Origin of the sequence: Halorubrum sp. Ea1, assembly GCF_002252965.1 — an archaeon.
Classification (GTDB): domain Archaea; phylum Halobacteriota; class Halobacteria; order Halobacteriales; family Haloferacaceae; genus Halorubrum.
Genome location: NZ_NHPG01000148.1, coordinates 16,051 through 37,475 on the forward strand (window position 1 = coordinate 16,051; position 21,425 = coordinate 37,475).

Genomic DNA, 21,425 nt, shown 5'->3' on the forward strand with positions numbered 1-21,425 from the left:
CGGCCGGACCGGTCTCACCGACCGTTTTCCCGGTCGGTGCCGACGGCGACCCGCGACCGCAACACCAGTGAGACGGCCGCCAGCCACAGCGCCGCTTCGAGGAAGAAGGAGGGGGTTCCGACGTAGAACAGCGCGAACTCGCCCGGCGGGATCGCGAGCGGGTCGGACCGCGTGAGGAGCGGCCACCCGAGGAACGCCGCGTCGCCCGGCCGCCCGTTCACGACCATGTGGAGCGCGTCGAGCGCGAGGTGAGAGCCCCAGCCGACCGCGACCGCGAGGCCGCGGCGCCTCGCGGCGACGGCGACGAGCGCGGCGAGCGGCACGAGCAGCGCGGAGTGGCCGACCGACTGGTAGACGTCGAAGACGCCGAGCGCGCCGAGCGGCTTGTCGACGACGTCCGGGAGCGCGGCGCCGGCGAAGACCCACCACACGGAGAGCGGCGGCGAACCGCCGAGGTACCGCCGGAGGCGCGGGTGTCCCGACAGCCACCCGAGGCCGGCGGCGACGAGGAGGTGAGTCGCGAACAGCACGACGGTTCGTACGGTTGACGGCGATATCAAGCTTCGTCGGAGCGGTCGGGGCGATCGGTGCGGCCGGTACGGTCGGAGCGCCCGGCTTCGCCGGTCGGCCCCGCGCCCGCCTCAGAACGCGTGGTACAGCATGACGTACACGCCGATCCCCATCGCGAAGGAGATCAGCCAGAGGACGGCGGCGACGAAGCCGACCTGCGCGTGACGCGTGTGGTACAGTTCCTCGTGCGGGCGGGTCGCGGCGAGCAGGAGCGCGTAGAAGACGAACGGGATACAGGCGATCGCGAGCAGGATGTGTATCCCGAGGAACGGGAGGTAGAGGTAGGTGTAGACGACGTCGGGGCCGGGGAATTCGGTCGTGCCGACGTGGATCAGCCGGTAGAGGTACGCGCCGAGGAAGGCGGTGAAGAGGCCGAACGACGTCAGCATGAACGCGCGGTGTCGGCGCACGTCGCCGCGGGAGATGGCGCGCCAGCCGAGGACGATGGTGCCGATGGCCGTCGCCGAGACGGCGGCGTTGAAGTGCGGGATCGCGGCGAGGACGGCGTCGCTCGCGCGGGGCAGGAGGACGCTCGGTATCGCGCCGCCGACGGCGCCGAACACCACGGCCAGCGCCGCGACGGAGCTGAGTGCGGTCAAAAGCGGGACGTTCTCGCGGGCCCACTCGGACATATCGGATCTGAGGGCCGCCACTCCCAAACCCGTGCCGGTTCCGGCGCGTCCGACCGGGGGCGTGTCCGACCCGGAATTCGCCCGGCCCCGCCGCCCGGTGTCACTCTTCGACACGGCACTGCCGAATGGAAGGGCTTTTAATTGGGGGAAGGGTACGTGAGGACGCGATTGAACACCGCGAGCGTGGGTAGCCAAGCCAGGCCAACGGCGCAGCGTTGAGGGCGCTGTCCTGTAGAGGTCCGCCGGTTCAAATCCGGTCCCACGCATCGCTCGGCGGCACACCCGCCGCACCGATGCACGGTGTTGTCTCTACGACAGCATCCACGCACAATTCCTTTCGAACGTTACGCGACGAGCGACAGCTGTGATCGGAACGCTGTGATCGTGAACACCGCCGAAGCCCCAGCCGCGAGGACTCGCGACTGCCCCTTTGAGTCCCACCCGACCGCAGCCGCACAGCCCCTCGCGCCTCCCCAGCCTCGCCGCGGCCGCGCCGGCGGCCGCGGGCTCCCTCGCGCGTGCTGACTCGCGGCCGCCGAGGGCGGCCGCTCACAGGCACGCGCCACCGCCCAGTCATTTATAAGGAACCTCGGTGGCCTCGATCCGCATCGCCCGCGCGAACTGCCACCCTTTTTGTTCCGGCCTGCCGGAGTACGGCGTAATGAGCGAGGACGCGACCCCCGAGTACGACCACGAGGAGCTGGGGCTCGTCGCCGGGCTGGAGATCCACCAGCAGCTCGACACGGAGACGAAGCTGTTCTGCGACTCCCCGACCGTCGAGCGCGACCCCGACGAGGCCGACCGCGAGATCGCCCGCCGGCTCCACCCGACGAAGAGCGAGCTCGGCGAGCTCGACGACGCCGCGATGGAGGAGAGCCGCGTCGACCGCGAGTTCACCTACCTCGCGTACGACACCACCTGCCTCGTCGAGGAGGACGACGAGCCGCCCCGGCGCGTCGACGGCGAGGCGCTCTCGGTCGCGCTCCAGATCGCCGACCTGCTCGACGTCTCGGTCGTCGACCAGGCGCACGTGATGCGGAAGCTCGTCATCGACGGGTCGAACACGTCCGGCTTCCAGCGCTCGATCCTGCTCGGCCAGAGCGGGGAGATCGAGACGAGCGAGGGGGCGGTGTCGATCGTCGACCTCATGCTGGAGGAGGAGTCGGCAAAGCGCGTCGAGGAGACTGACGACGGCGTCGTCTACTCGCTGGACCGCCTCGGCGTCCCGCTCGTCGAGATCGGTACCGGTCCGGACATCCGGAGCCCCGAGGGCGCCCGCGAGGCCGCCGAGCGCATCGGCATGCTGCTCCGGTCGACCGGCGCGGTCAAGCGCGGGCTCGGCACGATTCGGCAGGACGTCAACGTCTCCATCGCCGAGGGCGCCCGCGTCGAGGTGAAAGGCGTCCAGGACCTCCAGGGGATCGAGGATATCGTCCGCGGCGAGGTCGGCCGGCAGGCGGAGCTGCTCGCGATCCGCGACGAGCTCCGCGACCGCGACGCGAGCGTCGGCGACGTCTCGGACGCGACCGACGTCTTCGCCGAGACCGACTCCGGGGTCATCCGGGGCGCGCTCGACTCGGGCGGGAAGGTGACCGCGGTTCCGCTGTTCGGCTTCGACGGGCTCGTAGGGTGGGAAATCCAGCCGGACCGCCGGCTCGGGACCGAGCTCTCCGACCACGCGAAGCGACACGGGGCGGGCGGGATCTTCCACACCGACGAGCTGCCGGCGTACGGCGTGACCGAGGCCGAGGTCGAGTCCCTCCGCGAGGCGGTCGGCGCCGGGCCGGAGGACGCGGTCGCCATCGTCGCCGCCGACCCGGAGACCGCCGACCTCGCGATCGAGGCCGCCGCCGACCGGGCCGCCGCGGCGATCGAGGGCGTCCCCGAGGAGACCCGCGGCGCCAACGAGGACGGGACGACCCGCTACCTCCGTCCGCTTCCCGGCGCGGCTCGGATGTACCCCGAGACGGACGTGCCGCCGGTCGAGCCGGACCCGTCCGACGTCGACCGACCCGAGCTCCTCGACGAGAAGACCGACCGCTACGCCGAGGAGTTCGGACTCGATCGCGGGCTCGCCGAGCAGGTCGCCTTCGGGCGGCGCTTCCCGCTGTTCGAGACCGCGGTCGAGCGCGGCGTCGACCCCACCTTCGCGGCGTCGACGCTGGAGTCGACGACGACGGAGATCCGCCGCGAGGGGGCCCCGGTCGAGAACCTGACCGACGACCACTTCCTCGACTTATTCGCCCTCGTCGAGGGCGGCGACCTCGCGAAGGAGGGCGTGCCGGAGGTGCTGACGACGCTCGCCGAGAACCCGGACCTCACGGCCGCGGAGGCGGTCGAGGAGGCCGGACTCTCTGGGGTGAGCGAGGATGCGGTCCGCGAGGCGGTCGTCGACGTCGTCGAGCGCAACGCCGATCAGATCGAGGCGGAGGGGATGGGGGCGTTCTCGGGGCTGATGGGCGAGGCCATGGGCGCGCTCCGCGGCAAGGCCGACGGGGAGGTCGTCTCCGACGTGCTCCGCGAGGAGATCGGCAAGCGGTCGTAACGGTCCTCGGAATCCCTCCCGTTCCGCCCCCGATTCACACGTTGTCGCCCCTGTTCTTTACGTGTCGCGGGGCCTTGATTCGCACCTAGAGGGAACACCAGATGGACGATCCGCCACCGGGTCCCTCGGACGACCCGCCAGCGACAGACCGCACGCCCGAGCCGGCCGTCGCGAAGACGCGCGGCGACCGGGTCTCCGACGCGACGAACCGGTTCATCCACGGCGTCGAACTCGCCGCGGCGGCGCTGTTCGCCCTCCTGTTCGGGATCGGCGTGGTCGACCTCGCGATACAGATCGCCGAGTCAGTTCCCACCGGCGAGATCACCGACCCGAACACGGTCATCGGATTCATCGAGACCGGACTGCTGCTGCTCATCATCGTCGAGGTGTACGAGACGGTCGTCGCCTACATCGAACAGAGCGACACCCGTCGGATCGTCAGGCTGGTGATCTACACTGGCGTCATCGCGATGGTCCGGAAAGTGATCATCTTCCGGACCACCGAGTACCCATCGACGCAGGACGCGCTCTTCGCCGCGTTCGCGTACACGCTGGTGATACTCGGACTGGTAGCGCTACTGTTCGTCGAGCGGTCGGTCGGGTCCTCCCTGTCGCCGGAGTGAGGTCGGCGCTACTCGGTCAGCTCCGCGAGCAGCGTGTCGAGGTCGTACGTCGCCGGCGCTCGCGGCTCGTCGCGGAGTGTGGCGATCGTGAACGTCGAGTTCGTGCGTTCGACCTCGGGAATCGCCTCGAAGTCGCTGATGAGCCGCTCGACGGTGTCGGACGACGAGAGCCGCGCGAGGACGACGAAGTCGGTCTCGCCCATCGTGAAGAACGCCTCCGTGACCCCCTCGACCGCCAGTAGCTCGTCGGCGAACTCCTCGTACGGGCCCTCGTAGCTCGCGAGCACCTCGACGATGACGGTGACGCCGAGCCCGAGCGCCTCGTGGTCGAGGTCGTACAGATCGTTCTCGATCACGCCGTCCTCGCGGAGGTTGTTCAGCCGGTAGTGGATCGTCGACACCGGAATCCCGGTCTCCTCGTGGAGCCGCTCGGGGCTCCCGGTTCCGAGGTCAGATATCGCCTTCAACAGCCGCACGTCGCGCTCGTCCATACGCCCCCTTCGAGTGAGGGACTGTTGTATATTCCGACCGACACACTTGCACTCGAATCCAAGAACGACCCTCGTTTCGGAAGCGTATTGCAGTTCGTTCGTATGCGTGATTGTTCATTCTGAATTCGGCCGATTGTGAGAGAATAGTTTAACTGTCTCAAGAAACTTCGATCTAACACTCAATGAAGCTACGGAACCTCCTCTCTACTCCGGAATCAGTCGTCGCCGCCTTCGTCCTCCTCGCGACCCTGTGGGGCACCTCCTTCGTCGCGATCGAGGCCGGGTTACACCACTTCCCGCCGCTGCTGTTCGCCGGCGTCAGGTACGCGATCGCCGGAGCGATCGTGCTGGGCGTCGCCGCGGTCATGTCCGGACGGACGACGCCCAGCGGACGCGACGAGTGGCTCGGCGTCGCCGTCGCGGCGACCTTCGTGATCGCCGCGTACCACGGGCTGTTGTACGTCGGCGAGCTCCACATCTCGGGGGCGGTCGCCGCGGTGGTCGTGAGCCTCGTGCCGGTGTTGACCGCGGTGTTCGCCGCGGTCCTCCTCCCCAACGAGCGGCTCGGTCCCGTCGAAATCGGCGGGTTCGCCCTCGGTGTCCTCGGGGTGGTCGTGATCGCCGACCCGACCGCGGCCGGGGCCGGTAACTCGGCCCTCCTCGGCGTCGGCCTCGCGTTCGCCGGCGCCGTCGCCTTCTCGCTGGGCGCGGTCCTGCTCCGACCGCTCCGGACCGACCTCCCGATCGCCGCCCTGCAGGGGTGGGCGATGGTGCTCGGCGCCGGAATCCTCTTCGTCGGCGCCGCCGCGCTCGGGGAGTCGCCGTCGGCGATCGAGTGGAACAGAACCGCGATCGTGTCGCTCGCCTACCTCACGCTGCTGTCGGGCGTCCTCGCGTTCCTGATCTACTTCGCGCTGCTCGACGAGGTCGGCCCGGCGCAGCTCCACCTCGTCGGGTACGCCGAGCCCGTGGTCGCCGCGGCCGGGAGCTGGGTCCTGCTCGGCACCCTCGTCGAGGCGGAAGCGATCGTCGGGTTCGTCGCGATACTCGCGGGCTTCCTCGCGCTCGAACGCCGGGAGATCGCGGCGTACGTCGGGTTCGACGCGTATCACTGGCCCGCGCTGATCGGGCGGAAGTAAGGGTTTTTCGGGGCGCTCAGCCCTCGACGTCCGCGGTCAGGCCCGCGCGGAGATCGCGGCCGAAGTAGTGGCCGAGCAGGGCCGCGACGAGCCCGAGCCCGCCGCCGACCGCGAGCAGGGGAAGCCCCCACTGCTGGAGGTAGTCGACCCCGATCGGGAGGAAGCCGACGCCGAGGACGTTCGTGACCGCGACGAGGGCCCCCGCCGCGGCGCCGGCGAGCCCGGTCTCGACGTACCGTCGGGCGGAGAGCGCCAGCCCGATCAGGAACGCGGCGAGGAACACGCCTCCGGCCGAACCGATCGTCCCGCCGATGAGCGGGATCGCGCCGCCGACGAAGACGCCGATCGCGACCGCGGCGAGCGCGAGCGCGAACGCCTTCGCGGAGAACCAGCGACCGCTCGTCCCGACGCGCCCGCCGTCGCCGCCGGTCTCGGCCGCCCGGCCAGCCGACTCGTTCCTCTCGGCGCGCGAATCGGCCTCGTCCGACGTCGAGGGGTCCCCGCCCTCGGCGAGGTCGTCGTCGAGGAGGTCGTCGAGGTCGTCCATCGGGTCGCCGTCGGACGCCTCCCGCTCCTTGGAGGGTTGCATACCGGAGCGTTCGCCCGTGAGACCTTGGGTCTTGTGCCCACAGTCGACTCGGCTCGTCGGGGAGCGGCGGCCGCCGCGGTCGCGTCGGGTCTCCTCGTCGACGCGGTCCCGTCGCGTCTCACGGCCGCGTTTCACCGGAAACGAGGTGTCTCGGAGGCGAGCGCCGCGACGCGCGGCACGGTCGCTCCCCGCTAGTCGCCGCCGCCCGACTCGCGCGATCCCCAGACGCGCTTGTCGACGAGCTCGACCGTCATCGGCCCGTCGACGGTGACCTGACACGACAGCCGCGGGTAGCCGAAACGGGCCGCGAGCCGGTCGTGCCAGTGGTCCGGCGGCGGTCCCTCGCGGATCCGAACGCCGCAGGTGGCGCAGATCCCGCGCCCGCCGCAGTTCAGTCGGCGCGTCGCGGCCGCGTACGGCGACAGGTCGGCGTCGAGGAGGACGCGCCGCAGGTTCCGTCCCGGCTCGACAGCCAGCTTTGTGCGTTCCTCGCCATCGACGACGGTCACGGGAACGGTCTCGGCGTCGGTCATGCGACACCCGACGTTACGCCCGCGGACCCATAGGCGAGCGGGTCCCCGCTGGCGACCCGGAACGGCTTTCCACGCCCGCGCCGACCGCGTCGACATGGACACGCGTCGCGCGCTGCTCGACGCCCTGGAGGACGGTCCGGTCTCGGGACCGGCGCTCGCCGCGGAGCTCGACGTCTCGCGGGCGGCGGTGTGGAAGGCGGTCGAGGCGCTCCGCGAGGAGGGGTTCGCCGTCGAGTCGACGGGCGCGGGCTACGCCGCGCCCGCGGAGCCCGCCTACTGCGCGGCCGGGATCGAGTTCGGACTCGACGCGCCGTACGAGGTGGAGTACCACGACGCCGTCCCGTCGACGAACGACCGCGCCCGCGAGTTGGCGGCCGACGGCGCCGCCGACGTCGCGGTCGTCGCCGACGAGCAGACCGGCGGTCGAGGCCGGCTGGACCGCGAGTGGGTCGCGCCGAGCGGCGGCGTCTGGCTGTCGGTCGTCACGCGGCCGACGGTCTCGCCCGCCCGCGCCCCGCTGTTCACCCTCGCCGCGGCGGTCGCGACGGTCGACGCCTGCCGCGAGGTCGGCGTCGACGCGCACATCAAGTGGCCGAACGACGTGCTCGTCGGGGGCGACGGAGCGGGAGGCGCCGCGGGCGACGCCGACCGCTCGAGACGCGGCGGCCGCAAGCTCGCCGGGATCCTCACCGAGATGGAGGGCGAGGCCGACCGCGTCTCGTGGCTCGTCGTCGGCGTCGGCGTCAACGCGAACGTCGATCCGGACGCGCTCCCGGCCGACGCGACCTCGCTGCGCGCCGAGACCGGCGGCGACGTCGACAGGCGGCGCTTCGCGGCGACGCTCCTCGAACGGGTCGCGGCGCTCGCGCAGACGGCGGACCGATCCGACCGGATCCTCGCGGCGTGGCGCGAGCGGGCGAGCACGCTCGGGCGACGGGTTCGGGTGGAAACGCCGAAGGGGGTCGTCACGGGGACCGCGGTCGACGTCGAGTCGCCGGGCGCGCTCGTGATCGACACGGGAGACGGGACGCGACGCGTCCACGCCGGGGACTGCGAGCACCTCCGCGACGCCGACGGCTGACCGCGGGGTCGGGTCGGCGGGGGCTGGACGGCGCGGCGTCGCGAGGGTCGGGACTGGGCAGCCCGGCCGCGCTCACGTCCGTCCGGCGGCCTCCGCCACGCTCGGCTCCGTCGGGACGTCGCCGTCGATCCGGACCGTCAGGACCGGGACGGCGGCGCCGCGAACGACTTTCTCGGCCACGCTCCCGAGCAGGAGCCGGTCTATCCCGCCGCGGCCGTGGGTGCCCATCACGACGAGGTCACAGCCGTTCCCCTCGGCGTACCGGATGATCTCGCGGCTGGGCGACCCCTCGACGACGGCCGTTTCCACGTCGACGACGGTCTCCTCGGCCAGCTCCTCGACCGCCGCCACGGCCTCCTCGGCGTCGCCCCGCAGGAGCTCGCCGACGCCCTCCCAGGAGGCCTCCATCGGCATCCCCGCGTAGCTCGCCGTGTCGACCACGTGGACCGCGTGGACCGCGGCATCGTGGACCGCGGCGAGGTCCAGCGCGTGCGCGACCGCCCGCTCCCCCTCGGTGGAGCCGTCGGTCGGGACTAGGATCCGGTCGTAGAGTGTCATCTGTTCACATGTATCATGAAGCTGCGACCGCATAACTCTTTGCAGGCTTTGCCGGTTCTTTGGCCCGACCGTTCGAGGCGTGCGTTTAAGCGCTCTCGACGCGATATACGGCCATGACGACCGAGATCCACCTATCGAGAGTCGAGGGCGAATTCGCTGACCACTCCTTCCCGGCGGCTCGGAGCGACCTCGCCGAGGCGTGCGCCGGGACCACCGTGCTGTTCGCCGACGGCGACGCCGACCTCGGCGAGCTGCTCAGCGAAATCGAGCAAGAGCGGTTCGAGAGCCCCCAAGACGCCTACACGGCGCTTCAGAACGTCCTCCCGATCGAAGCGGTCGGCGAGCCGGGGCAGTCCGACGGCGACGCCTGATCGGGTCGGGATGACGCCCGACCAGTCGGATCCGACGCCCGACCAGTCTGCTCCGACGCCCGACCGGGTCGACGACGCCTGCCGACTCCCCGTACGTCACTAATCCGCACGCCACGTCGCGTCTCGCATCGCTTTTTACCGCGGGTCGCGCACTGACGGTAATGAGTTATCGGATCGGCCTCGTCGGCAAGCCCTCCGTGGGGAAGTCGACGTTTTTCAACGCCGCGACCATGAACGACGTGCCCGAGGGCGCGTACCCGTTCACGACGATCGACCCGACCGTCGGCGAAGCGTACGTCCGCGTCGACTGCGCCGCCCCGGAGTTCGACGAGCGCTGCACGCCGAACGTCGGCGTCTGCCGCGAGGGGACCCGGTACGTCCCCGTGAAGCTCGTCGACGTCGCCGGGCTCGTCCCCGGCGCCCACGAGGGGCGCGGCCTCGGCAACCAGTTCCTCACCGACCTCAACGAGACCGACGTGCTGATCCACGTCGTCGACTTCTCGGGCAAGACCGACATCGAGGGCGAGGCCACCGAGGGCCACGACCCGCGCGAGGACATCGACTTCTTAGAGGAGGAGCTCGACGAGTGGTACCTCGACGTGCTCCGCAAGGGGATCGAGAAGTTCGAGACGCGCTACCACGGCTCCGAGGCCGCCATCGAGCGGGAGCTCGCCGAGCAGATGTCCGCGTTCGGCATCGACAAGGACCGGATGAAACGCGTCATCCTCGCCGAGGGACTGGAGCTCGACCCCGAGACGTGGGACGACACCGACGAGGCGTCGCTCGCCCGCGAGATCCGCAAGCGCACGAAGCCGATGGTCGTCGCCGCGAACAAGATGGACACGCCCGAGGCGCAGTCGAACTGGGAGGCGATCACGTCGGACCCCGACTACGACCACCTCTCGTTCGTCCCCGCGAGCGCCCACGCCGAGAAGGCCCTCAAGAACGCCAACGACGCCGGCGTCGTCGACTACACGCCCGGCGAGAGCGATTTCGACGTCGTCGGCGACGTCTCCGGCGAGCAGGAGGCCGGCCTCGACCGGATCGGCGAGTTCGTCGCCGACTACGACGGGACCGGCGTGCAGGGCGCGCTGGAGGCGGCCGTCTTCGACGTGCTCGGCTGTATCGCCGTCTTCCCCGGCTCCGCGAACGGGAGCAAAGACGAGAAGGGCGTCTTCCGCGACTGCTTCCTCCTCCCCGAGGGGTCGACGACCGAGGACTTCGCCTTCCACATCCACTCGGACATCGGGGAGGGCCTCCTCCACGGCACCGACTGCCGGAGCGGGCGTCAGGTCGGGACCGGCCACGAGCTCTCCCACCGCGACGTGATCGAGCTGGTGTCGACGAAGCAGGCCGCGCCGTAGTCGACGAACGCCACCTTTTATCGGTCGCCGCCGCCGTCGCCGTCCCCGTCGGGATCCGGCACGTCCGCTGCCGACCCGACCGGGGTCGACGCGTCGGGCAGGTCCGAGAGCCCGAGTCGGTCGAGCAGCCGCGCGGTCGGCCGCCCTTCGCGGTCCCACTCTCGGCACGCGTAGTACCGGTCGAGGAGGGATTCGAACGCATCGGGGTCGAGGCCGTCGCGCTCGGGGCCGGTCCCCTCGTCTTCCCCGCGACCCGGCCCGCCCTCGGTGTCCCTCGTCAGCGCCTCGGGGAGCGCGTCGTCGGCCCGGGTGAACCCCTCGCGGAGGTTGAACAGCCGCGCGAGCGTCCACACGCGCTCGCCGAGGGGCCGGAGGTCCTCGGGGTCGCGCTCGTCGCCGAGCGCCGCGAACCACTCGGCCGCGGTCTCCGGACCGAAGGCGTCCGCGAGGAAGTCGTCGGCGACGAGACACCACAGGGCGGCGCGGCGGTCCTGTTCCTCGGCGACGACCGCGGCGCGCTCCGTCGGAGTCCACCCGGGCGCCGCCACCGCCTCGGTCTCCACCGGGCGGGCGCGCCGGTGACACCCGCCGCGGTCGCTCGTCGCGAACGCGAGCGCCATCGTCTCGGCGCCCCGCGGGTCGTAGGAGGCGAGCTCCATCCCCTTCACCGTCGGAACGAGGTCCGCGCCGCCGAACCGGTCGGCCGCGGCTTCGACACCGTCGGCGAGGGCGTCTCCGAGCGGGGTCGCCCGCGACGCGATCTCCTCGATCAGCGCTCGCGCCGCCCCCTCGTCGCCGAAGGAGAGGCCTCGATCGACGCCGTGGTCGGCGGGGTCGATCAGCCCGGCCTCGCTCGCGCGCACCGCCCACGCGACGGCGTTCCCCGCGGAGATCACGTCGATCCCGAGCCGGTCGCAGACGCCGCCGAGCGCCGCGGCGGCGTCGAAGTCGTCGATCCCGAGTCCCGCGCCGAGCGCGATGGGGGTGCCGCCGCGCGGGACGGTCTCGTCCGGGTCGGCGTCCTCCGCGGGGCTCTCCCCGTCACCCGGGCTGATACGGAATCCGCCAGGGACCGGTTCGTCCGGGCGCTCGCGGCCCGCGGCGCGCTCCGCCGCGCGCTCGACGCCGAGGTCGTCGGCCCCTTCGAACCGTCGCGCCTGCCACCCTCGGGTCGGGAGCACGCCGGTCTCGTCGGCGAACGACACCGTTTCGAGGGTGTCGCCCGCGGCGAGCCACCGGCCCGCGTCGCTCTCGGCGAACCGCTCCGCGTCGCGGTCGCGGAGCGCCTCAAGCGCCGGCGACGTCTCGGGCGGCGGGTCGCGGGCGACGACCGCCTTCAGGTCCTTCGACCCCATCACGGCGCCCGCGCCCCCGCGGCCGGCGTGGTGGTCGCCGCCGTCGGAGGCGATCGTCGCGTAGCGCACGCCGGCCTCGCCCGCGGGGCCGATGCAGGCGACGGCGGCGTCCGGGTATCTCGCGTCGGTCTCGGCCGCGTCGAGCCCGTCGAGGTCGCCCGCGGGCTCGATCGTCGCCTCCCCGCCGGCGATCGAGAGCGCGACGGGGTCGTCCGCGGCGCCCTCGATCACGACGCCGAGGTGGTCCCCGAGCGAGCCCGCGAGCCGGCTCGCGAACGACCCGCCGCCGTAGGAGTCGAGGAACGCGCCGGTGAGCGGCGACTTCGTGACGGCGGCGTAGCGCGGCTCGCCGGGGAGGTGGCCGGTCAGCGGGCCGACGAGGAACGCGAGGCGGTTCGCCGGCGCCTCCGGGTCGACGCCGGCCGCCATGTCGTAGAGGTAGCGCGCGCCGAGTCCCTTCCCGCCCACGTACCGCTCGCGCCACGTCGTCGGGACGCGTTCGCTGCGCACGCGGCCGGCGGAGAGGTCGACGCGGAGGACCCGGTCGGGGACGGTCATCGTGACCACGGTCGCACTCGGACGGGATTAAACCACACGCCGACGCGCGAAAGCGCGTCTCGGTGCCGACACGGGACCCGGCGGCCGGGGCGGTCGGGGGCACGACCGCTCCCCGACCGGTGCGTTTTCGCCCCTGGCCCCCCGTACCGACGACTATGGACGACGTCGTCGACGCGCTGGACGCGGCCGCGGGAACGACCTGTCTCGTCGGCGCCGGCGGGAAGAAGACCACCCTCTACGCCCTCGCCGACCGGCTCGACCGAGCGGTGCTCACGGCGACGGTGCGGATCCCCATCTTCGACCGGGAGGTCGCCGACGTCCGCGTGACGGCCGATCCGGTCGCCGCGCTCGACGCGGTCGGGGTGAACGAAGCAGACGGAACAGACGGAGCGAACGGGACGGACGAGGCCAACGAGACGGGCGGGGCCAACGAGACGGGCGGAGCGGCCGAGGCCGCGTTCCCCCTCGGACTCGTTCCGGAGCGCGATCGCGGTGACCGCTACCGGGGGTACGACCCCGCCGTCGTCGACGAGATAGCGGCCGCGCACGACGGGCCGGTGCTCGTGAAGGCGGACGGCGCCCGGACGCGGCTTCTCAAGGCCCCGAACGATCGCGAGCCGCAGATACCCCCCGGCGCCGACCGCGTGGTGCCGGTGGCGAGCGTCGGCGCGGTCGGCGAGCCGCTGACCGAGGAGACGGTCCACCGGCCCGAGCGCGTGGCCGCGATCACCGACGCCGAGGTCGGCGACGAGATCACCCCCGAACTGGTCGGGCGGGTGCTCGCGCACGACGCCGGCGGGCTGAAGGACGTGCCGCCGGACGCGACGGCGATCCCGCTTATAAACGCGGTCGACGACGACGCCGACGAGGCCGTCGCGCGGGAGATCGCCGGCGTCGTCCGGGAGCGCGCGGCCGTGCCGCGCGTCGTCCTCGCGCGGATGATCGCGGGCGAGGTCGTGGACGTCGTCGAGTGACGTCGGTCGGCCTCGCCCGCGTGACCCGGTCGGTTCTGACGCGTGAGCCAGTCGACCTCGCGGCGCGAGGCGCTCGGCCGAACGCACTTATAAGGCCGAGCCTCGCGTATCCGGCTCCATGGAACGCACGGTGACCGTGGTGCCGGAGGCGGGCCTCCACGCGCGGCCCGCCTCGAAGCTTGTGCAGACCGCGAGCCGATTCGACGCCGACGTGTCGATCGGCCGCCCCGGGGACGGCGACGACGGGCTCGTCCGCGCCGACAGCATGCTCTCGGTGAGCGGGCTGAACGCCGCCCGCGGCGAGTCGGTGCGCGTCGTCGCCGAGGGCGCGGAGGCGGCCGACGCGCTCGACGCGATCTGCGACCTCCTCACGAGCGAGGTCGAGGGGGCGGACGGTGAGACCGGGGAGGCGGACGGCGAGGCCGACGGGGACGAGACCGACGCCGACGGCGGTGACCCGACGTGAGGACGCTCACCGGCGTCGGGAGCACGCCGCTGTCGGGCGTCGGCGCGGCGCGCTGGTACCGGCCCGAGGCGGACCTGACGCTCCCCGACCGCCCCGACCCGTCCGCGGTCGACGCCGACGCCGAGCTGGCGCGGTTCGAGAGCGCCCGCGACGAGGCGCGCGAGGCGATCCGGGACGCCCGCGACCGGGCCGCGGAGCGCGTCGGCGAGGAGGAGGCGGCGGTGTTCGACGCCCACGAGCAGTTCCTCGACGACCCGGAACTCGTCGGGGACGTCGAGGACGCGATCGGCGACGGGACGCCGGCCGGCCACGCCGTGAACGACCGGTTCGCGGCCGCGATCGAGCGGTTCGAGGGGCTCGACGGTCCGATGGCCGAGCGCGCCGACGACCTGCGCGACGTCCGGGACCGCCTGCTCCGCGCCCTCCTGGAGGTCGACTCCGTCGTCGGCCTCGGCGACCTCCCCGACGGGACCGTGCTGCTCGCCGAGCGGCTCACGCCGAGCGACACCGCGGAGCTGGACCCGGACGCGGTCGCCGGGATCGCCACCGTCTCCGGCGGTCGGACCGCGCACGCGGCGATCATCGCGCGGTCGCTGTCGATCCCGGCTGTCGTCGGCGTCGGCGAGCCGCTCCGCGAGGTCGAAGACGGGGACGACCTGCTCGTCGACGGGGCGGCCGGCCGGGTCGTCGTCGATCCCGACCCAGAGGCCTGCGCGGCGGCCGCCGGAACCGAGGCGACGGCGGTCACCGAGCGCGTCGCGACCGCCGACGGCCGGCCGGTCGAGGTGGCGGCGAACGTCGGGAGCGAGGCGGAGCTCCCCGCCGCCGCCGACCGCGGCGCCGACGGGATCGGGCTGTTCCGGACGGAGTTCCTCTTCATCGACCGCGACTCGCCGCCGAGCGAGGACGAGCAGTACGAGGCCGTGGCGGCGGCGCTGTCGACGTTTCCCGACGATCGCGTGGTCGTCCGGACGCTCGACGCCGGCGGCGACAAGCGGGTGCCGTACCTCGACCTCCCGGACGAGACGAACCCGTTCCTCGGGCGACGCGGGATCCGCCTCTCGCTCGACGAGCATCGCGACCTCTTCGAGACGCAGCTCCGGGCGGTGTTGCGGGCGGCCGCGAGCGGGGGCGGCGCGGACAGCACGGGCGGCGAGGGGCTGGCCGTGATGTTCCCGCTCGTGTCGCGGGTCGAGGAGGTCGAGGCGGCCGTGGCGGCGGTCGAATCGGTCGCCGCCGACCTCGACGCCGAGGGGGTCGACCACGCGATTCCCGAACTTGGCGCGATGATCGAGACGCCGGCCGCGGCGTTCCTCGCGGACCGGCTCGCCGAGCGGCTCGACTTCCTCAGCGTCGGGACGAACGACCTCGCCCAGTACGTGATGGCGGCCGACCGGGAGAACGACGGGGTCGCCGACTACCACGACCCCCTTCACCCGGCCGTGTTACGGGCGATCGACCGGACGACCTCGGCCGCGGCCGGCGCCGACGCGTGGGTCGGGATGTGCGGGGAGATGGCCGGCGACCCGGCGCTCACGGAGCTGCTCGTCGGGCTCGGGCTCGACGAGCTCAGCATGAGCGCTGTGACCGTCCCGGCGGTGAAAGAGCGGGTCCGTGCGGTCGACACCGAGGAAGCGAGGGCCCTCGCCGACGAGGCGCTCGCCTGCGACGCCCGGAGCGAGGTCCGGGACCTGCTCGGCATCGACGGGGCGTGAGCGCTACAGCTTCTCCACGCCGCGGGCCGCCTCGGCCTGCTCCCGGACCGAGTCGAGCGTGGCGGACGGGTCGGTGGCGGCGACGGCGGCGTTGACCGCGCCCTCCAGCACCGGCGCGTCGGCGATGACGGCCTCCGCGTCGCTCATCTCGACGGCGACGTCGGCGTTCATGACGGCGCTACCGAGATCGACGAGGACCACGACCCCGTCCCCGTCGTCCGCGGCGTCGACCGCGGCCTCGATCGCGTCCGGGACGGTGCCGATCCCGCCCTGCCCGTCGCCGCCCACCGGCTCGATCCGGGTGTCACCGGCCATCTCGGCGGCCACCCCGACGATCCCTTCGGCCGCGCGTCCGCTGTGCGAGACGACGACGAGCCCGACCATCAGTCCCCGTCCTCCGGTGGCGCGTCGCCCTCTCCGTCGCCCGCCGCGTCGTCGGGCTCCTCGTCGGGGATCGTCGGCGAGGTCGCGTCCGCGTCGGGCACCTCGCTGTCGAGCGCGTCGGCGGCGGTCGCGAGCAGCTCTTCGAGGATGTACAGCGCGCTCGTCGCGCCGGGGTCCTGATGGCCGACGGAGCGCCACCCGAGGTATGAGGCGCGCCCCTTCTTCGCCCGGATCGGGACCGTGAACGCGACGCCGCGCTCGGCCGCGTCGACCGCCTTCGCGAGCGCCTCGAGCGGCGGGAGCTCGTCCGTCTCGATCGACTTCTTGAACGTGTGGACCGCGGGGGTGAGCGCGTCGACCACCGTCTGGTCGCCCACCCGGGCGTCGCCGCGGTCCTCGACCTTCTGCAAGTAGGTCTCGGCGAACGCCACGGCGCTCTCGGCGGTGACCCCGTCGTCGAGCTCGGCGCTCGCGAACACGAACGAGCCCCCGAACAGCGGGCCCGAGGCCCCGCCGACCTCGGCCATGAGCGTCTTCCCGACCGTCCTGCAGACGGACTGCGGGTCGGGGTCGTCGAGGTCGCGGGCGGCGTCGGCGGCGGCCGCCCACCCGCGGGCCATGTTCCCGCCGTGGTCGGCGTCGCCGATGGCGGAGTCGAGCTCCGTGAGGTGGTCGCGCTCGTCCTCGATGCGGTCGGCGACCGCCTCGACCGCCGCGACGACGGCGGCCCCCTCGGTCGCCTCGTCCGCCGTTCCCCCGTCGGTTCGGCCCTCCCGGCTCATTGGGTCCGAGTGAGAGCGGGGGTGTCGGCCGGCGCGGCGAGCAGCTCCTTCAGCTCCTCGTCGACGGCGCAGACGGTGATCGACGCGCCCGCCATGTCGAGCGAGGTCATGTAGTCGCCGACCCAGGCGTCCCACGTCTCGAGGTCCCGCTCGCCGAGCAGCTCCTGCAGCCGGCGGTTGACGACGAACAGCTCCATCTGCGGGGTGCCGCCCATCCCGTTGACGATCGTGAGCACCTCCTGTCCCTCGTCGAGGTCGAGGTCGTCGAGGACCGCCTCGGTCAGCGCGTCGGTGATCTCGTCGGCGTTCATCAGTTCGGTGCGCTCGGTGCCCGGTTCCCCGTGGATCCCGATCCCCAGCTCGATCTCGTCGTCGCCGAGATCGAAGGTTGGCTCGCCCTTCTCCGGGGTGACGCAGGAGGTGAGCGCGGTGCCCATCGTGCCCACGTTGTCGATAACCTTCTCGGCGACGCGCTTGACCTCGGACAGGTCGGCGCCCTCGGCGGCCTTCGCGCCGGCCGCCTTGTGGACGAGTATCGTCCCGCAGACGCCGCGTCGCCCGGAGGTGTACAGCGAGTCCTCGACGGCGACGTCGTCGTTCACCACGACGCTCTCCACCTCGACGCCCTCCATCTCGGCGAGCTCGATGGCGGTCTCGAAGTTCATCACGTCGCCCTCGTAGTTCTTGATGATCGCGAGGACGCCGTCGCCGGCGTCGCAGGCGTCGATGAGCGCCTCGAACTCGTCGGCGGTCGGCGAGGAGAACACGTCGCCCGCGGCCGCTCCGTCGAGCATCCCGTCGCCGACGTACCCCGCGTGCGTCGGTTCGTGGCCGCTCCCGCCGCCCGTCACCAGCGCCACCTTCCCCTCGACCGGCGCGTCGTCCCGGACGACGACCTGCGTATCCGGGAGCCTGCGGAACCGGTCCGGGTACGCCGCGGTCATCCCGTCCAGCATCTCGTCGACGACGTCGTCGGGGTCGTTGATCAGCTTTTTCATAATCAACGTGTATGACACTCCGAGATCTGTTAAAGATAGTGGGAGTTCACGCTCCTCGCCGGGCGCAGCCAGAGCGATCGCGCTCGATACCGGGGTGAACGGGGCGCTCGCGCCTCTCTCCGGCAGCCGAAACTCGCTGGGACCCGTCGCCCGAAACTCACCGGGGCCGCTCACGCGGGTCGACGTGTGGCGCGAGACACCGCGCAGTCGTTCCCACGAATCAACAATCATGATATTCAATTATGTTGTCTAGCTCATATTTCCAAGTGGGTGAAACCACATGCCAATCGAAGACCTCGCTCGCAGCGACGCCGTCACGGCTCCCCCCGAAACCTCCGTGGCCGAGCTCGCCGCGACAATGGACGGGGAGAACGTCGGTAGCGTCGTGATCACGGACGGCGAGACGCCCGTCGGGATCGTCACGGACCGGGACCTGACCGTTCGCGTCCTCGGAGCGGCGCTCGACCCGACCGAGCAGACGGCCGAAGACGTGATGACCGACGGGCTCTGCACGGCCGAACCCGGCACCGGGTTCTACGAGGCGATGAACCTGATGGCCGAGCACGGAATCCGACGCCTCCCCATCTGTGAGGGAGACACGCTCGTCGGAATCATCACGGCGGACGACGTGGCCGAGCTGCTCGCCGACGAACAGCAACAGCTCGGCGATGTCATCCGAGCCCAGCGGCCCGAATACTGACCAACAATGCCCGAAGAAGAGCTATTCAAAAACGAGGAGGAGATCGGGAGACGAGAGATCGCGGAAGCACTGCGTGACGCCGCGGATCAGATCGAGTCCGGGGACGTCACGTTAGCGAGCGGCGCGGAAGAGCAGACCGCGTCGATCCCGGAACGGGCCCGGTTCGAAGTCGAACTCGAACGGCTCACGGACTCGGAGACCGGAGCCCAACGGCTCGAACTGGAATACGAGATCAGGTGGACCGAGTAACCCCGCGTCGCGCCGGCCTCGTCGGCGCCGCGCCGGACGCGGTTTTATACGACTCCGAGCGGTTCGATAGCGCCGACGACCGCCTCGGCGACCTCGCGGCCGTCGGCCTCGGTGACGCCGGCTGAACGTCGGTGGTGTCGAAGCCAGTCGGGGAGCGACGCGAACGGCCCTCGTATCCGACCTCCGGATCCGATCTGTGTATCCGATCGGCCGGCCGTCGGCGCGAGCGGTCCGATCACAACAGATTACACCTCCCCGCGGCGAACACCGGGCCATGACTCGCCGCCTGTACGGGGGCCTCCTCGGGATGGTCTTCGTCGTCAACTTCGGGCGCGTCGTCTTCGCCCCGCTCGTCGAACCGCTACAGGCGGCGTTCGACGTCGGACCGGCGACCGTCGGCGCGGTCGTGTCGCTCGTCTGGTTCGGCACGGCGCTCCCCCGACTGCCGCTGAGCTACGTTCTCACGCGGGTCTCCAGGCGACGAATCGTCGTCGTCTCCGGGGTCATCCTCACCGCGGCGGCCGCCCTCACGGCCTCGTCGCCGGACCTCCGCACGCTCCGGGTCGGGGTGTTCGCCGTCGGCGTGGCCTCCGGCACCTACTTCGTCTCCGCGGTGCCGCTCATCGGAGAGCTGTACCCCGACCGGGTCGGCAAGCGCATCGGCATCCACGGGACGGCGGCGCAGCTCGCGGCGGTGGCCGCCCCGACGGTGGTCGTGTCGGTCGTCGCGATCGCGACGTGGCGGGCGGTGTTCTGGCTCCTCTCGGCCGCGGCCCTCGTCACCACCCTCGCGTTCGCCGTCGGCCTCCGGCGGGCCGACCGGGTCCCGGAGGAGCCGCCGGCGCGGAACTTCCGCGGCGTGCTCGGCAACTGGCGGGTGGTCCTCGCCGGAATGCTGTTCATCAGCGCCGCCGGCTTCGTCTGGCAGGGGCTGTTCAACTTCTACGTCTCCGTGATGCTCGCTCGGGGGCTCGCCCCGGGGACCGCGAACGCGCTGTTGACGGTCGCGTTCGCGGCGGGGATACCGGCCTTTTGGGCCAGCGGAACCCTCGTCGACCGCCTCCCGACGGTCCCCTACATCCTCGGATTGGTCGGGGCGTTCACGGCCGGCGTGTTCGGACTGACGGTCTTCCGCGGGGCGCTCGCGCTCGGCGCGATCTCGGTCCTCCTCGGCTACACGATTCACGGGCTGTTCCCCGCGCTCGACACCTACGTCCTCTCGGCGCTTCCGGCCGACACCCGCGCCGGAACCTTCGCGGCGTTCAGCGGACTCTCTATCGCCGTGGAGGCGTCGGGAAGCGGGGTCGTCGGGGCGCTCGTCGAGGCCGGCTACCCGTTCGCCGCGGTCTTCCGCGGCTTCGCCGCCGGCCTCGCCGTCATCCTCGGGCTGGCAGCGGCGCTCTACTGGACCGATCGGCTCCCCGCGGCCGACCGCGTCGCGAGTGCGACTGAGTCGTGAGCGTATTCCAGACGGAGCGCTCGTGAGAGAGTCGTCTGGATCCACGACCGCGAGATAGAACCGTGTGAATCGCTGGAAAGTACTAGACTGAGGACCTGCCCATTGAGTATCAGTCATTGCGTGACTTGTCGGGGATCGTTTATTTATCAATCCTCGAAAAACATGTCAGTATCGAGAACAGGAACGAAGTTAGGTGGCTGGGGAGGCGTACAGCCCCTAACACGCCACGGCCAGAGACCGTGGACGCTGTAGGTGGGCCAACACGGAGACAACAATGAGCGAACTCACCACAGTGGAACGAGTCGGACTGTACGGCGGCGCAGCGCTGCTCCTGATCGGGACGGTCGGGATGGGGCTGCTCGAGATAATCGCGGGAGCCCCGCACCCGGTGTCGGGGGAAGGGCAGGTCGTCCACGAGACGCTGATCAGTCTCAGCGTGCGGTCGTACACGATCCTGCTCGGCCTGATCCTGATGGCCACGTACGGGATCACCAACCTCGCCACCAAGCCGCCGAAGGACACGTCGATCTGAGGCGTTCGACGCGGTGGAGCGCCGCCAGCGGGCCCCGCTCCGACGGGCGGTTTTTATCGAATCCGACGCGGACCCCTCACTCCGCGACGGGGACCCCTCACTCCACGACGGGCAGGTCCGCGCGGCTCCCCTTGGGTACCACGGAGCGCAGCTCGTCGTAGAGGTACAGTCCAACCCCGATCGGCGCCGACCCGCCGGCTATCTCGTGGGTCGCGATCAGATACCCCCAGTCGCCGTCCCACTCCGGGAGGTCCTGATCGTCGCCGGCGGCGAACCGGGCGGCCTGCTCGGGGCCCAGTTCGACGACGTTCCGCGTCGCGTGGCGGCCGAACCGGGTGGCCGCGCGCCCGGTGGGCTTCCAGTGCTCCTGTCGCGTCCGGAGGAAGGTCATCCCGATCGCCTCCACCTCGCTGGGGTCGGTCGCCTCGCCGTTGAAGATCCAGACCTTCCCCGCGCCCTTCTCCCAGAAGCTGTACCCCTCGAAGACGCTCGGGTCGACCCCGAACCGCTCGTCCCACCAGTCGAGCACCTCACGCCGGCTCGCGCGCCCGTCGACCTCGCGGTCGTCGGGGGTCTCCGGGAGGCGGTCGAAGCGCTGGCCGTCGTTAGTCGGGGCGTCTCCGTCCGCGTCGTCGACGGATCCGGGGCCGTCGCTCACGCCGCCACCTCCCCGTCGCCCGCGCCCGCCTCGTCATCCCCGCCCACACGAAGCTTCGCGCAGAAGAACCCGCCCGTGTCGTTGTGATGGGGGGAGACG

Annotated in this window: 25 protein-coding genes, 1 tRNA gene and 1 pseudogene; 15 read left to right on the plus strand and 12 right to left on the minus strand. The window is 71.7% G+C overall.

Annotation, left to right across the window (positions count from 1 at the left end):
• Window positions 1-14: 14 nt before the first annotated feature.
• Both DJ73_RS18680 and DJ73_RS18685 read right to left on the minus strand, forming a co-directional pair.
• Window positions 15-530, minus strand: coding sequence for a metal-dependent hydrolase (locus tag DJ73_RS18680; RefSeq protein ID WP_094558731.1), 516 nt, complete (start codon window positions 528-530; stop codon window positions 15-17).
• Between the two features lie 111 nt (window positions 531-641).
• Window positions 642-1,202 carry a DUF420 domain-containing protein gene (locus tag DJ73_RS18685; RefSeq protein WP_094558732.1) on the minus strand — a complete coding sequence of 187 codons (561 nt, stop codon included), beginning with the start codon at window positions 1,200-1,202 and terminating at the stop codon, window positions 642-644.
• 181 nt (window positions 1,203-1,383) lie between these two features.
• On the opposite strand from DJ73_RS18685, the gene DJ73_RS18690 reads away from it, so the two are divergent.
• The 3 genes from DJ73_RS18690 (at window position 1,384) to DJ73_RS18700 (ending at window position 4,370) form a co-directional block, all read left to right on the plus strand.
• Window positions 1,384-1,468: transfer RNA gene (locus DJ73_RS18690), tRNA-Leu, on the plus strand.
• 395 nt (window positions 1,469-1,863) lie between these two features.
• Window positions 1,864-3,747, plus strand: a complete 1,884-nt coding sequence (gene gatE, locus DJ73_RS18695; protein WP_094522379.1) for a Glu-tRNA(Gln) amidotransferase subunit GatE — start codon at window positions 1,864-1,866, stop codon at window positions 3,745-3,747.
• A gap of 101 nt (window positions 3,748-3,848) precedes the next feature.
• Window positions 3,849-4,370, plus strand: a complete 522-nt coding sequence (locus DJ73_RS18700; protein ID WP_094522378.1) for a phosphate-starvation-inducible PsiE family protein — start codon at window positions 3,849-3,851, stop codon at window positions 4,368-4,370.
• Window positions 4,371-4,378: 8 nt separating this feature from the next.
• On the opposite strand, the gene DJ73_RS18705 is transcribed toward DJ73_RS18700, so the two are convergent.
• On the minus strand, window positions 4,379-4,861 hold the full coding sequence (locus DJ73_RS18705) for an Lrp/AsnC family transcriptional regulator (RefSeq protein ID WP_094522377.1): 483 nt from the start codon (window positions 4,859-4,861) through the stop codon (window positions 4,379-4,381).
• 182 nt (window positions 4,862-5,043) lie between these two features.
• On the opposite strand from DJ73_RS18705, the gene DJ73_RS18710 reads away from it, so the two are divergent.
• Window positions 5,044-6,000, plus strand: coding sequence for a DMT family transporter (locus DJ73_RS18710; RefSeq protein ID WP_094522376.1), 957 nt, complete (start codon window positions 5,044-5,046; stop codon window positions 5,998-6,000).
• A 16-nt stretch (window positions 6,001-6,016) separates the two neighbouring features.
• On the opposite strand, the gene DJ73_RS18715 is transcribed toward DJ73_RS18710, so the two are convergent.
• Together DJ73_RS18715 and DJ73_RS18720 are read right to left on the minus strand one after the other, a co-directional pair.
• Window positions 6,017-6,589 (minus strand): hypothetical protein, encoded by a 573-nt coding sequence (locus DJ73_RS18715; protein WP_094522459.1) that lies wholly within the window; start codon window positions 6,587-6,589, stop codon window positions 6,017-6,019.
• A 191-nt stretch (window positions 6,590-6,780) separates the two neighbouring features.
• Complete coding sequence (locus tag DJ73_RS18720) at window positions 6,781-7,122, minus strand: 2Fe-2S iron-sulfur cluster-binding protein (RefSeq protein WP_094522375.1); 342 nt, start codon at window positions 7,120-7,122, stop codon at window positions 6,781-6,783.
• Between the two features lie 94 nt (window positions 7,123-7,216).
• On the opposite strand from DJ73_RS18720, the gene DJ73_RS18725 reads away from it, so the two are divergent.
• Window positions 7,217-8,203, plus strand: coding sequence for a biotin--[acetyl-CoA-carboxylase] ligase (locus DJ73_RS18725; RefSeq protein ID WP_094558733.1), 987 nt, complete (start codon window positions 7,217-7,219; stop codon window positions 8,201-8,203).
• A gap of 72 nt (window positions 8,204-8,275) precedes the next feature.
• On the opposite strand, the gene DJ73_RS18730 is transcribed toward DJ73_RS18725, so the two are convergent.
• Window positions 8,276-8,761, minus strand: coding sequence for a universal stress protein (locus tag DJ73_RS18730; protein ID WP_094522373.1), 486 nt, complete (start codon window positions 8,759-8,761; stop codon window positions 8,276-8,278).
• A gap of 113 nt (window positions 8,762-8,874) precedes the next feature.
• On the opposite strand from DJ73_RS18730, the gene DJ73_RS18735 reads away from it, so the two are divergent.
• Window positions 8,875-9,132, plus strand: a complete 258-nt coding sequence (locus DJ73_RS18735) for a DUF2795 domain-containing protein (RefSeq protein WP_094522372.1) — start codon at window positions 8,875-8,877, stop codon at window positions 9,130-9,132.
• A gap of 161 nt (window positions 9,133-9,293) precedes the next feature.
• Window positions 9,294-10,496, plus strand: a complete 1,203-nt coding sequence (locus DJ73_RS18740) for a redox-regulated ATPase YchF (RefSeq protein ID WP_094558734.1) — start codon at window positions 9,294-9,296, stop codon at window positions 10,494-10,496.
• A gap of 17 nt (window positions 10,497-10,513) precedes the next feature.
• Here DJ73_RS18740 and DJ73_RS18745 read toward each other — a convergent pair whose 3' ends face one another.
• Window positions 10,514-12,409 carry an aldehyde ferredoxin oxidoreductase family protein gene (locus DJ73_RS18745; protein ID WP_094558735.1) on the minus strand — a complete coding sequence of 632 codons (1,896 nt, stop codon included), beginning with the start codon at window positions 12,407-12,409 and terminating at the stop codon, window positions 10,514-10,516.
• Between the two features lie 155 nt (window positions 12,410-12,564).
• Here DJ73_RS18745 and yqeC point away from each other — a divergent pair, with 155 nt between their 5' ends.
• From yqeC to ptsP, 3 genes are all read left to right on the plus strand, one after another.
• Complete coding sequence (gene yqeC / locus DJ73_RS18750; protein ID WP_094558736.1) at window positions 12,565-13,383, plus strand: selenium cofactor biosynthesis protein YqeC; 819 nt, start codon at window positions 12,565-12,567, stop codon at window positions 13,381-13,383.
• 118 nt (window positions 13,384-13,501) lie between these two features.
• Complete coding sequence (locus tag DJ73_RS18755; RefSeq protein WP_094526282.1) at window positions 13,502-13,849, plus strand: HPr family phosphocarrier protein; 348 nt, start codon at window positions 13,502-13,504, stop codon at window positions 13,847-13,849.
• Window positions 13,846-15,564: a phosphoenolpyruvate--protein phosphotransferase gene (gene ptsP / locus DJ73_RS18760; protein WP_094558737.1), complete on the plus strand. Its 1,719-nt coding sequence runs from the start codon at window positions 13,846-13,848 to the stop codon at window positions 15,562-15,564. The genes DJ73_RS18755 and ptsP overlap by 4 nt, the downstream gene beginning before the upstream one ends.
• A 3-nt stretch (window positions 15,565-15,567) precedes the next feature.
• Here the strand turns inward: ptsP and dhaM are convergent, their stop codons facing one another.
• From dhaM to dhaK, 3 genes are read right to left on the minus strand one after another with little or no spacing between them, the layout of a single operon-like run.
• Window positions 15,568-15,948: a dihydroxyacetone kinase phosphoryl donor subunit DhaM gene (dhaM, locus tag DJ73_RS18765; RefSeq protein WP_094558738.1), complete on the minus strand. Its 381-nt coding sequence runs from the start codon at window positions 15,946-15,948 to the stop codon at window positions 15,568-15,570.
• Complete coding sequence (gene dhaL / locus DJ73_RS18770; protein WP_094526285.1) at window positions 15,948-16,730, minus strand: dihydroxyacetone kinase subunit DhaL; 783 nt, start codon at window positions 16,728-16,730, stop codon at window positions 15,948-15,950. Before dhaL ends, dhaM begins: the two co-directional genes overlap by 1 nt.
• The gene (dhaK, locus tag DJ73_RS18775) at window positions 16,727-17,728 is read right to left on the minus strand and encodes a dihydroxyacetone kinase subunit DhaK (RefSeq protein ID WP_094526286.1); all 1,002 of its coding nucleotides are present in this window, start codon (window positions 17,726-17,728) and stop codon (window positions 16,727-16,729) included. The genes dhaL and dhaK overlap by 4 nt, the downstream gene beginning before the upstream one ends.
• A gap of 280 nt (window positions 17,729-18,008) precedes the next feature.
• Here dhaK and DJ73_RS18780 point away from each other — a divergent pair, with 280 nt between their 5' ends.
• The 5 genes from DJ73_RS18780 (at window position 18,009) to DJ73_RS18795 (ending at window position 20,668) form a co-directional block, all read left to right on the plus strand.
• Window positions 18,009-18,428: a CBS domain-containing protein gene (locus DJ73_RS18780; protein WP_094526287.1), complete on the plus strand. Its 420-nt coding sequence runs from the start codon at window positions 18,009-18,011 to the stop codon at window positions 18,426-18,428.
• Window positions 18,429-18,434: 6 nt separating this feature from the next.
• Window positions 18,435-18,677: an amphi-Trp domain-containing protein gene (locus tag DJ73_RS18785; RefSeq protein ID WP_094558739.1), complete on the plus strand. Its 243-nt coding sequence runs from the start codon at window positions 18,435-18,437 to the stop codon at window positions 18,675-18,677.
• On the plus strand, window positions 18,665-18,802 hold the full coding sequence (locus DJ73_RS20520; protein ID WP_170938289.1) for a hypothetical protein: 138 nt from the start codon (window positions 18,665-18,667) through the stop codon (window positions 18,800-18,802). Before DJ73_RS18785 ends, DJ73_RS20520 begins: the two co-directional genes overlap by 13 nt.
• A 149-nt stretch (window positions 18,803-18,951) precedes the next feature.
• Complete coding sequence (locus DJ73_RS18790) at window positions 18,952-20,136, plus strand: MFS transporter (protein WP_094558740.1); 1,185 nt, start codon at window positions 18,952-18,954, stop codon at window positions 20,134-20,136.
• A gap of 274 nt (window positions 20,137-20,410) precedes the next feature.
• Complete coding sequence (locus DJ73_RS18795; RefSeq protein ID WP_241881481.1) at window positions 20,411-20,668, plus strand: hypothetical protein; 258 nt, start codon at window positions 20,411-20,413, stop codon at window positions 20,666-20,668.
• 97 nt (window positions 20,669-20,765) lie between these two features.
• Here DJ73_RS18795 and DJ73_RS18800 read toward each other — a convergent pair whose 3' ends face one another.
• Both DJ73_RS18800 and DJ73_RS21250 read right to left on the minus strand, forming a co-directional pair.
• Complete coding sequence (locus DJ73_RS18800; RefSeq protein ID WP_094522395.1) at window positions 20,766-21,326, minus strand: hypothetical protein; 561 nt, start codon at window positions 21,324-21,326, stop codon at window positions 20,766-20,768.
• A pseudogene (locus tag DJ73_RS21250) lies at window positions 21,323-21,425 on the minus strand (SAM-dependent methyltransferase); the annotation flags it as partial. The gene DJ73_RS18800 and the pseudogene DJ73_RS21250, both read right to left, overlap by 4 nt.

Coding starts and splice junctions, on each gene's coding strand:
- DJ73_RS18685 (WP_094558732.1), bottom strand. CDS start 1,202: ATGTCCGAGTGGGCCCGCGAGAACGTCCCGCTTTTGACCGCACTCAGC.
- gatE (WP_094522379.1), top strand. CDS start 1,864: ATGAGCGAGGACGCGACCCCCGAGTACGACCACGAGGAGCTGGGGCTC.
- DJ73_RS18700 (WP_094522378.1), top strand. CDS start 3,849: ATGGACGATCCGCCACCGGGTCCCTCGGACGACCCGCCAGCGACAGAC.
- DJ73_RS18705 (WP_094522377.1), bottom strand. CDS start 4,861: ATGGACGAGCGCGACGTGCGGCTGTTGAAGGCGATATCTGACCTCGGA.
- DJ73_RS18710 (WP_094522376.1), top strand. CDS start 5,044: ATGAAGCTACGGAACCTCCTCTCTACTCCGGAATCAGTCGTCGCCGCC.
- DJ73_RS18715 (WP_094522459.1), bottom strand. CDS start 6,589: ATGCAACCCTCCAAGGAGCGGGAGGCGTCCGACGGCGACCCGATGGAC.
- DJ73_RS18720 (WP_094522375.1), bottom strand. CDS start 7,122: ATGACCGACGCCGAGACCGTTCCCGTGACCGTCGTCGATGGCGAGGAA.
- DJ73_RS18725 (WP_094558733.1), top strand. CDS start 7,217: ATGGACACGCGTCGCGCGCTGCTCGACGCCCTGGAGGACGGTCCGGTC.
- DJ73_RS18730 (WP_094522373.1), bottom strand. CDS start 8,761: ATGACACTCTACGACCGGATCCTAGTCCCGACCGACGGCTCCACCGAG.
- DJ73_RS18735 (WP_094522372.1), top strand. CDS start 8,875: ATGACGACCGAGATCCACCTATCGAGAGTCGAGGGCGAATTCGCTGAC.
- DJ73_RS18740 (WP_094558734.1), top strand. CDS start 9,294: ATGAGTTATCGGATCGGCCTCGTCGGCAAGCCCTCCGTGGGGAAGTCG.
- DJ73_RS18745 (WP_094558735.1), bottom strand. CDS start 12,409: ATGACCGTCCCCGACCGGGTCCTCCGCGTCGACCTCTCCGCCGGCCGC.
- yqeC (WP_094558736.1), top strand. CDS start 12,565: ATGGACGACGTCGTCGACGCGCTGGACGCGGCCGCGGGAACGACCTGT.
- DJ73_RS18755 (WP_094526282.1), top strand. CDS start 13,502: ATGGAACGCACGGTGACCGTGGTGCCGGAGGCGGGCCTCCACGCGCGG.
- dhaM (WP_094558738.1), bottom strand. CDS start 15,948: ATGGTCGGGCTCGTCGTCGTCTCGCACAGCGGACGCGCGGCCGAAGGG.
- dhaL (WP_094526285.1), bottom strand. CDS start 16,730: ATGAGCCGGGAGGGCCGAACCGACGGGGGAACGGCGGACGAGGCGACC.
- dhaK (WP_094526286.1), bottom strand. CDS start 17,728: ATGAAAAAGCTGATCAACGACCCCGACGACGTCGTCGACGAGATGCTG.
- DJ73_RS18780 (WP_094526287.1), top strand. CDS start 18,009: ATGCCAATCGAAGACCTCGCTCGCAGCGACGCCGTCACGGCTCCCCCC.
- DJ73_RS18785 (WP_094558739.1), top strand. CDS start 18,435: ATGCCCGAAGAAGAGCTATTCAAAAACGAGGAGGAGATCGGGAGACGA.
- DJ73_RS18790 (WP_094558740.1), top strand. CDS start 18,952: ATGACTCGCCGCCTGTACGGGGGCCTCCTCGGGATGGTCTTCGTCGTC.
- DJ73_RS18795 (WP_241881481.1), top strand. CDS start 20,411: ATGAGCGAACTCACCACAGTGGAACGAGTCGGACTGTACGGCGGCGCA.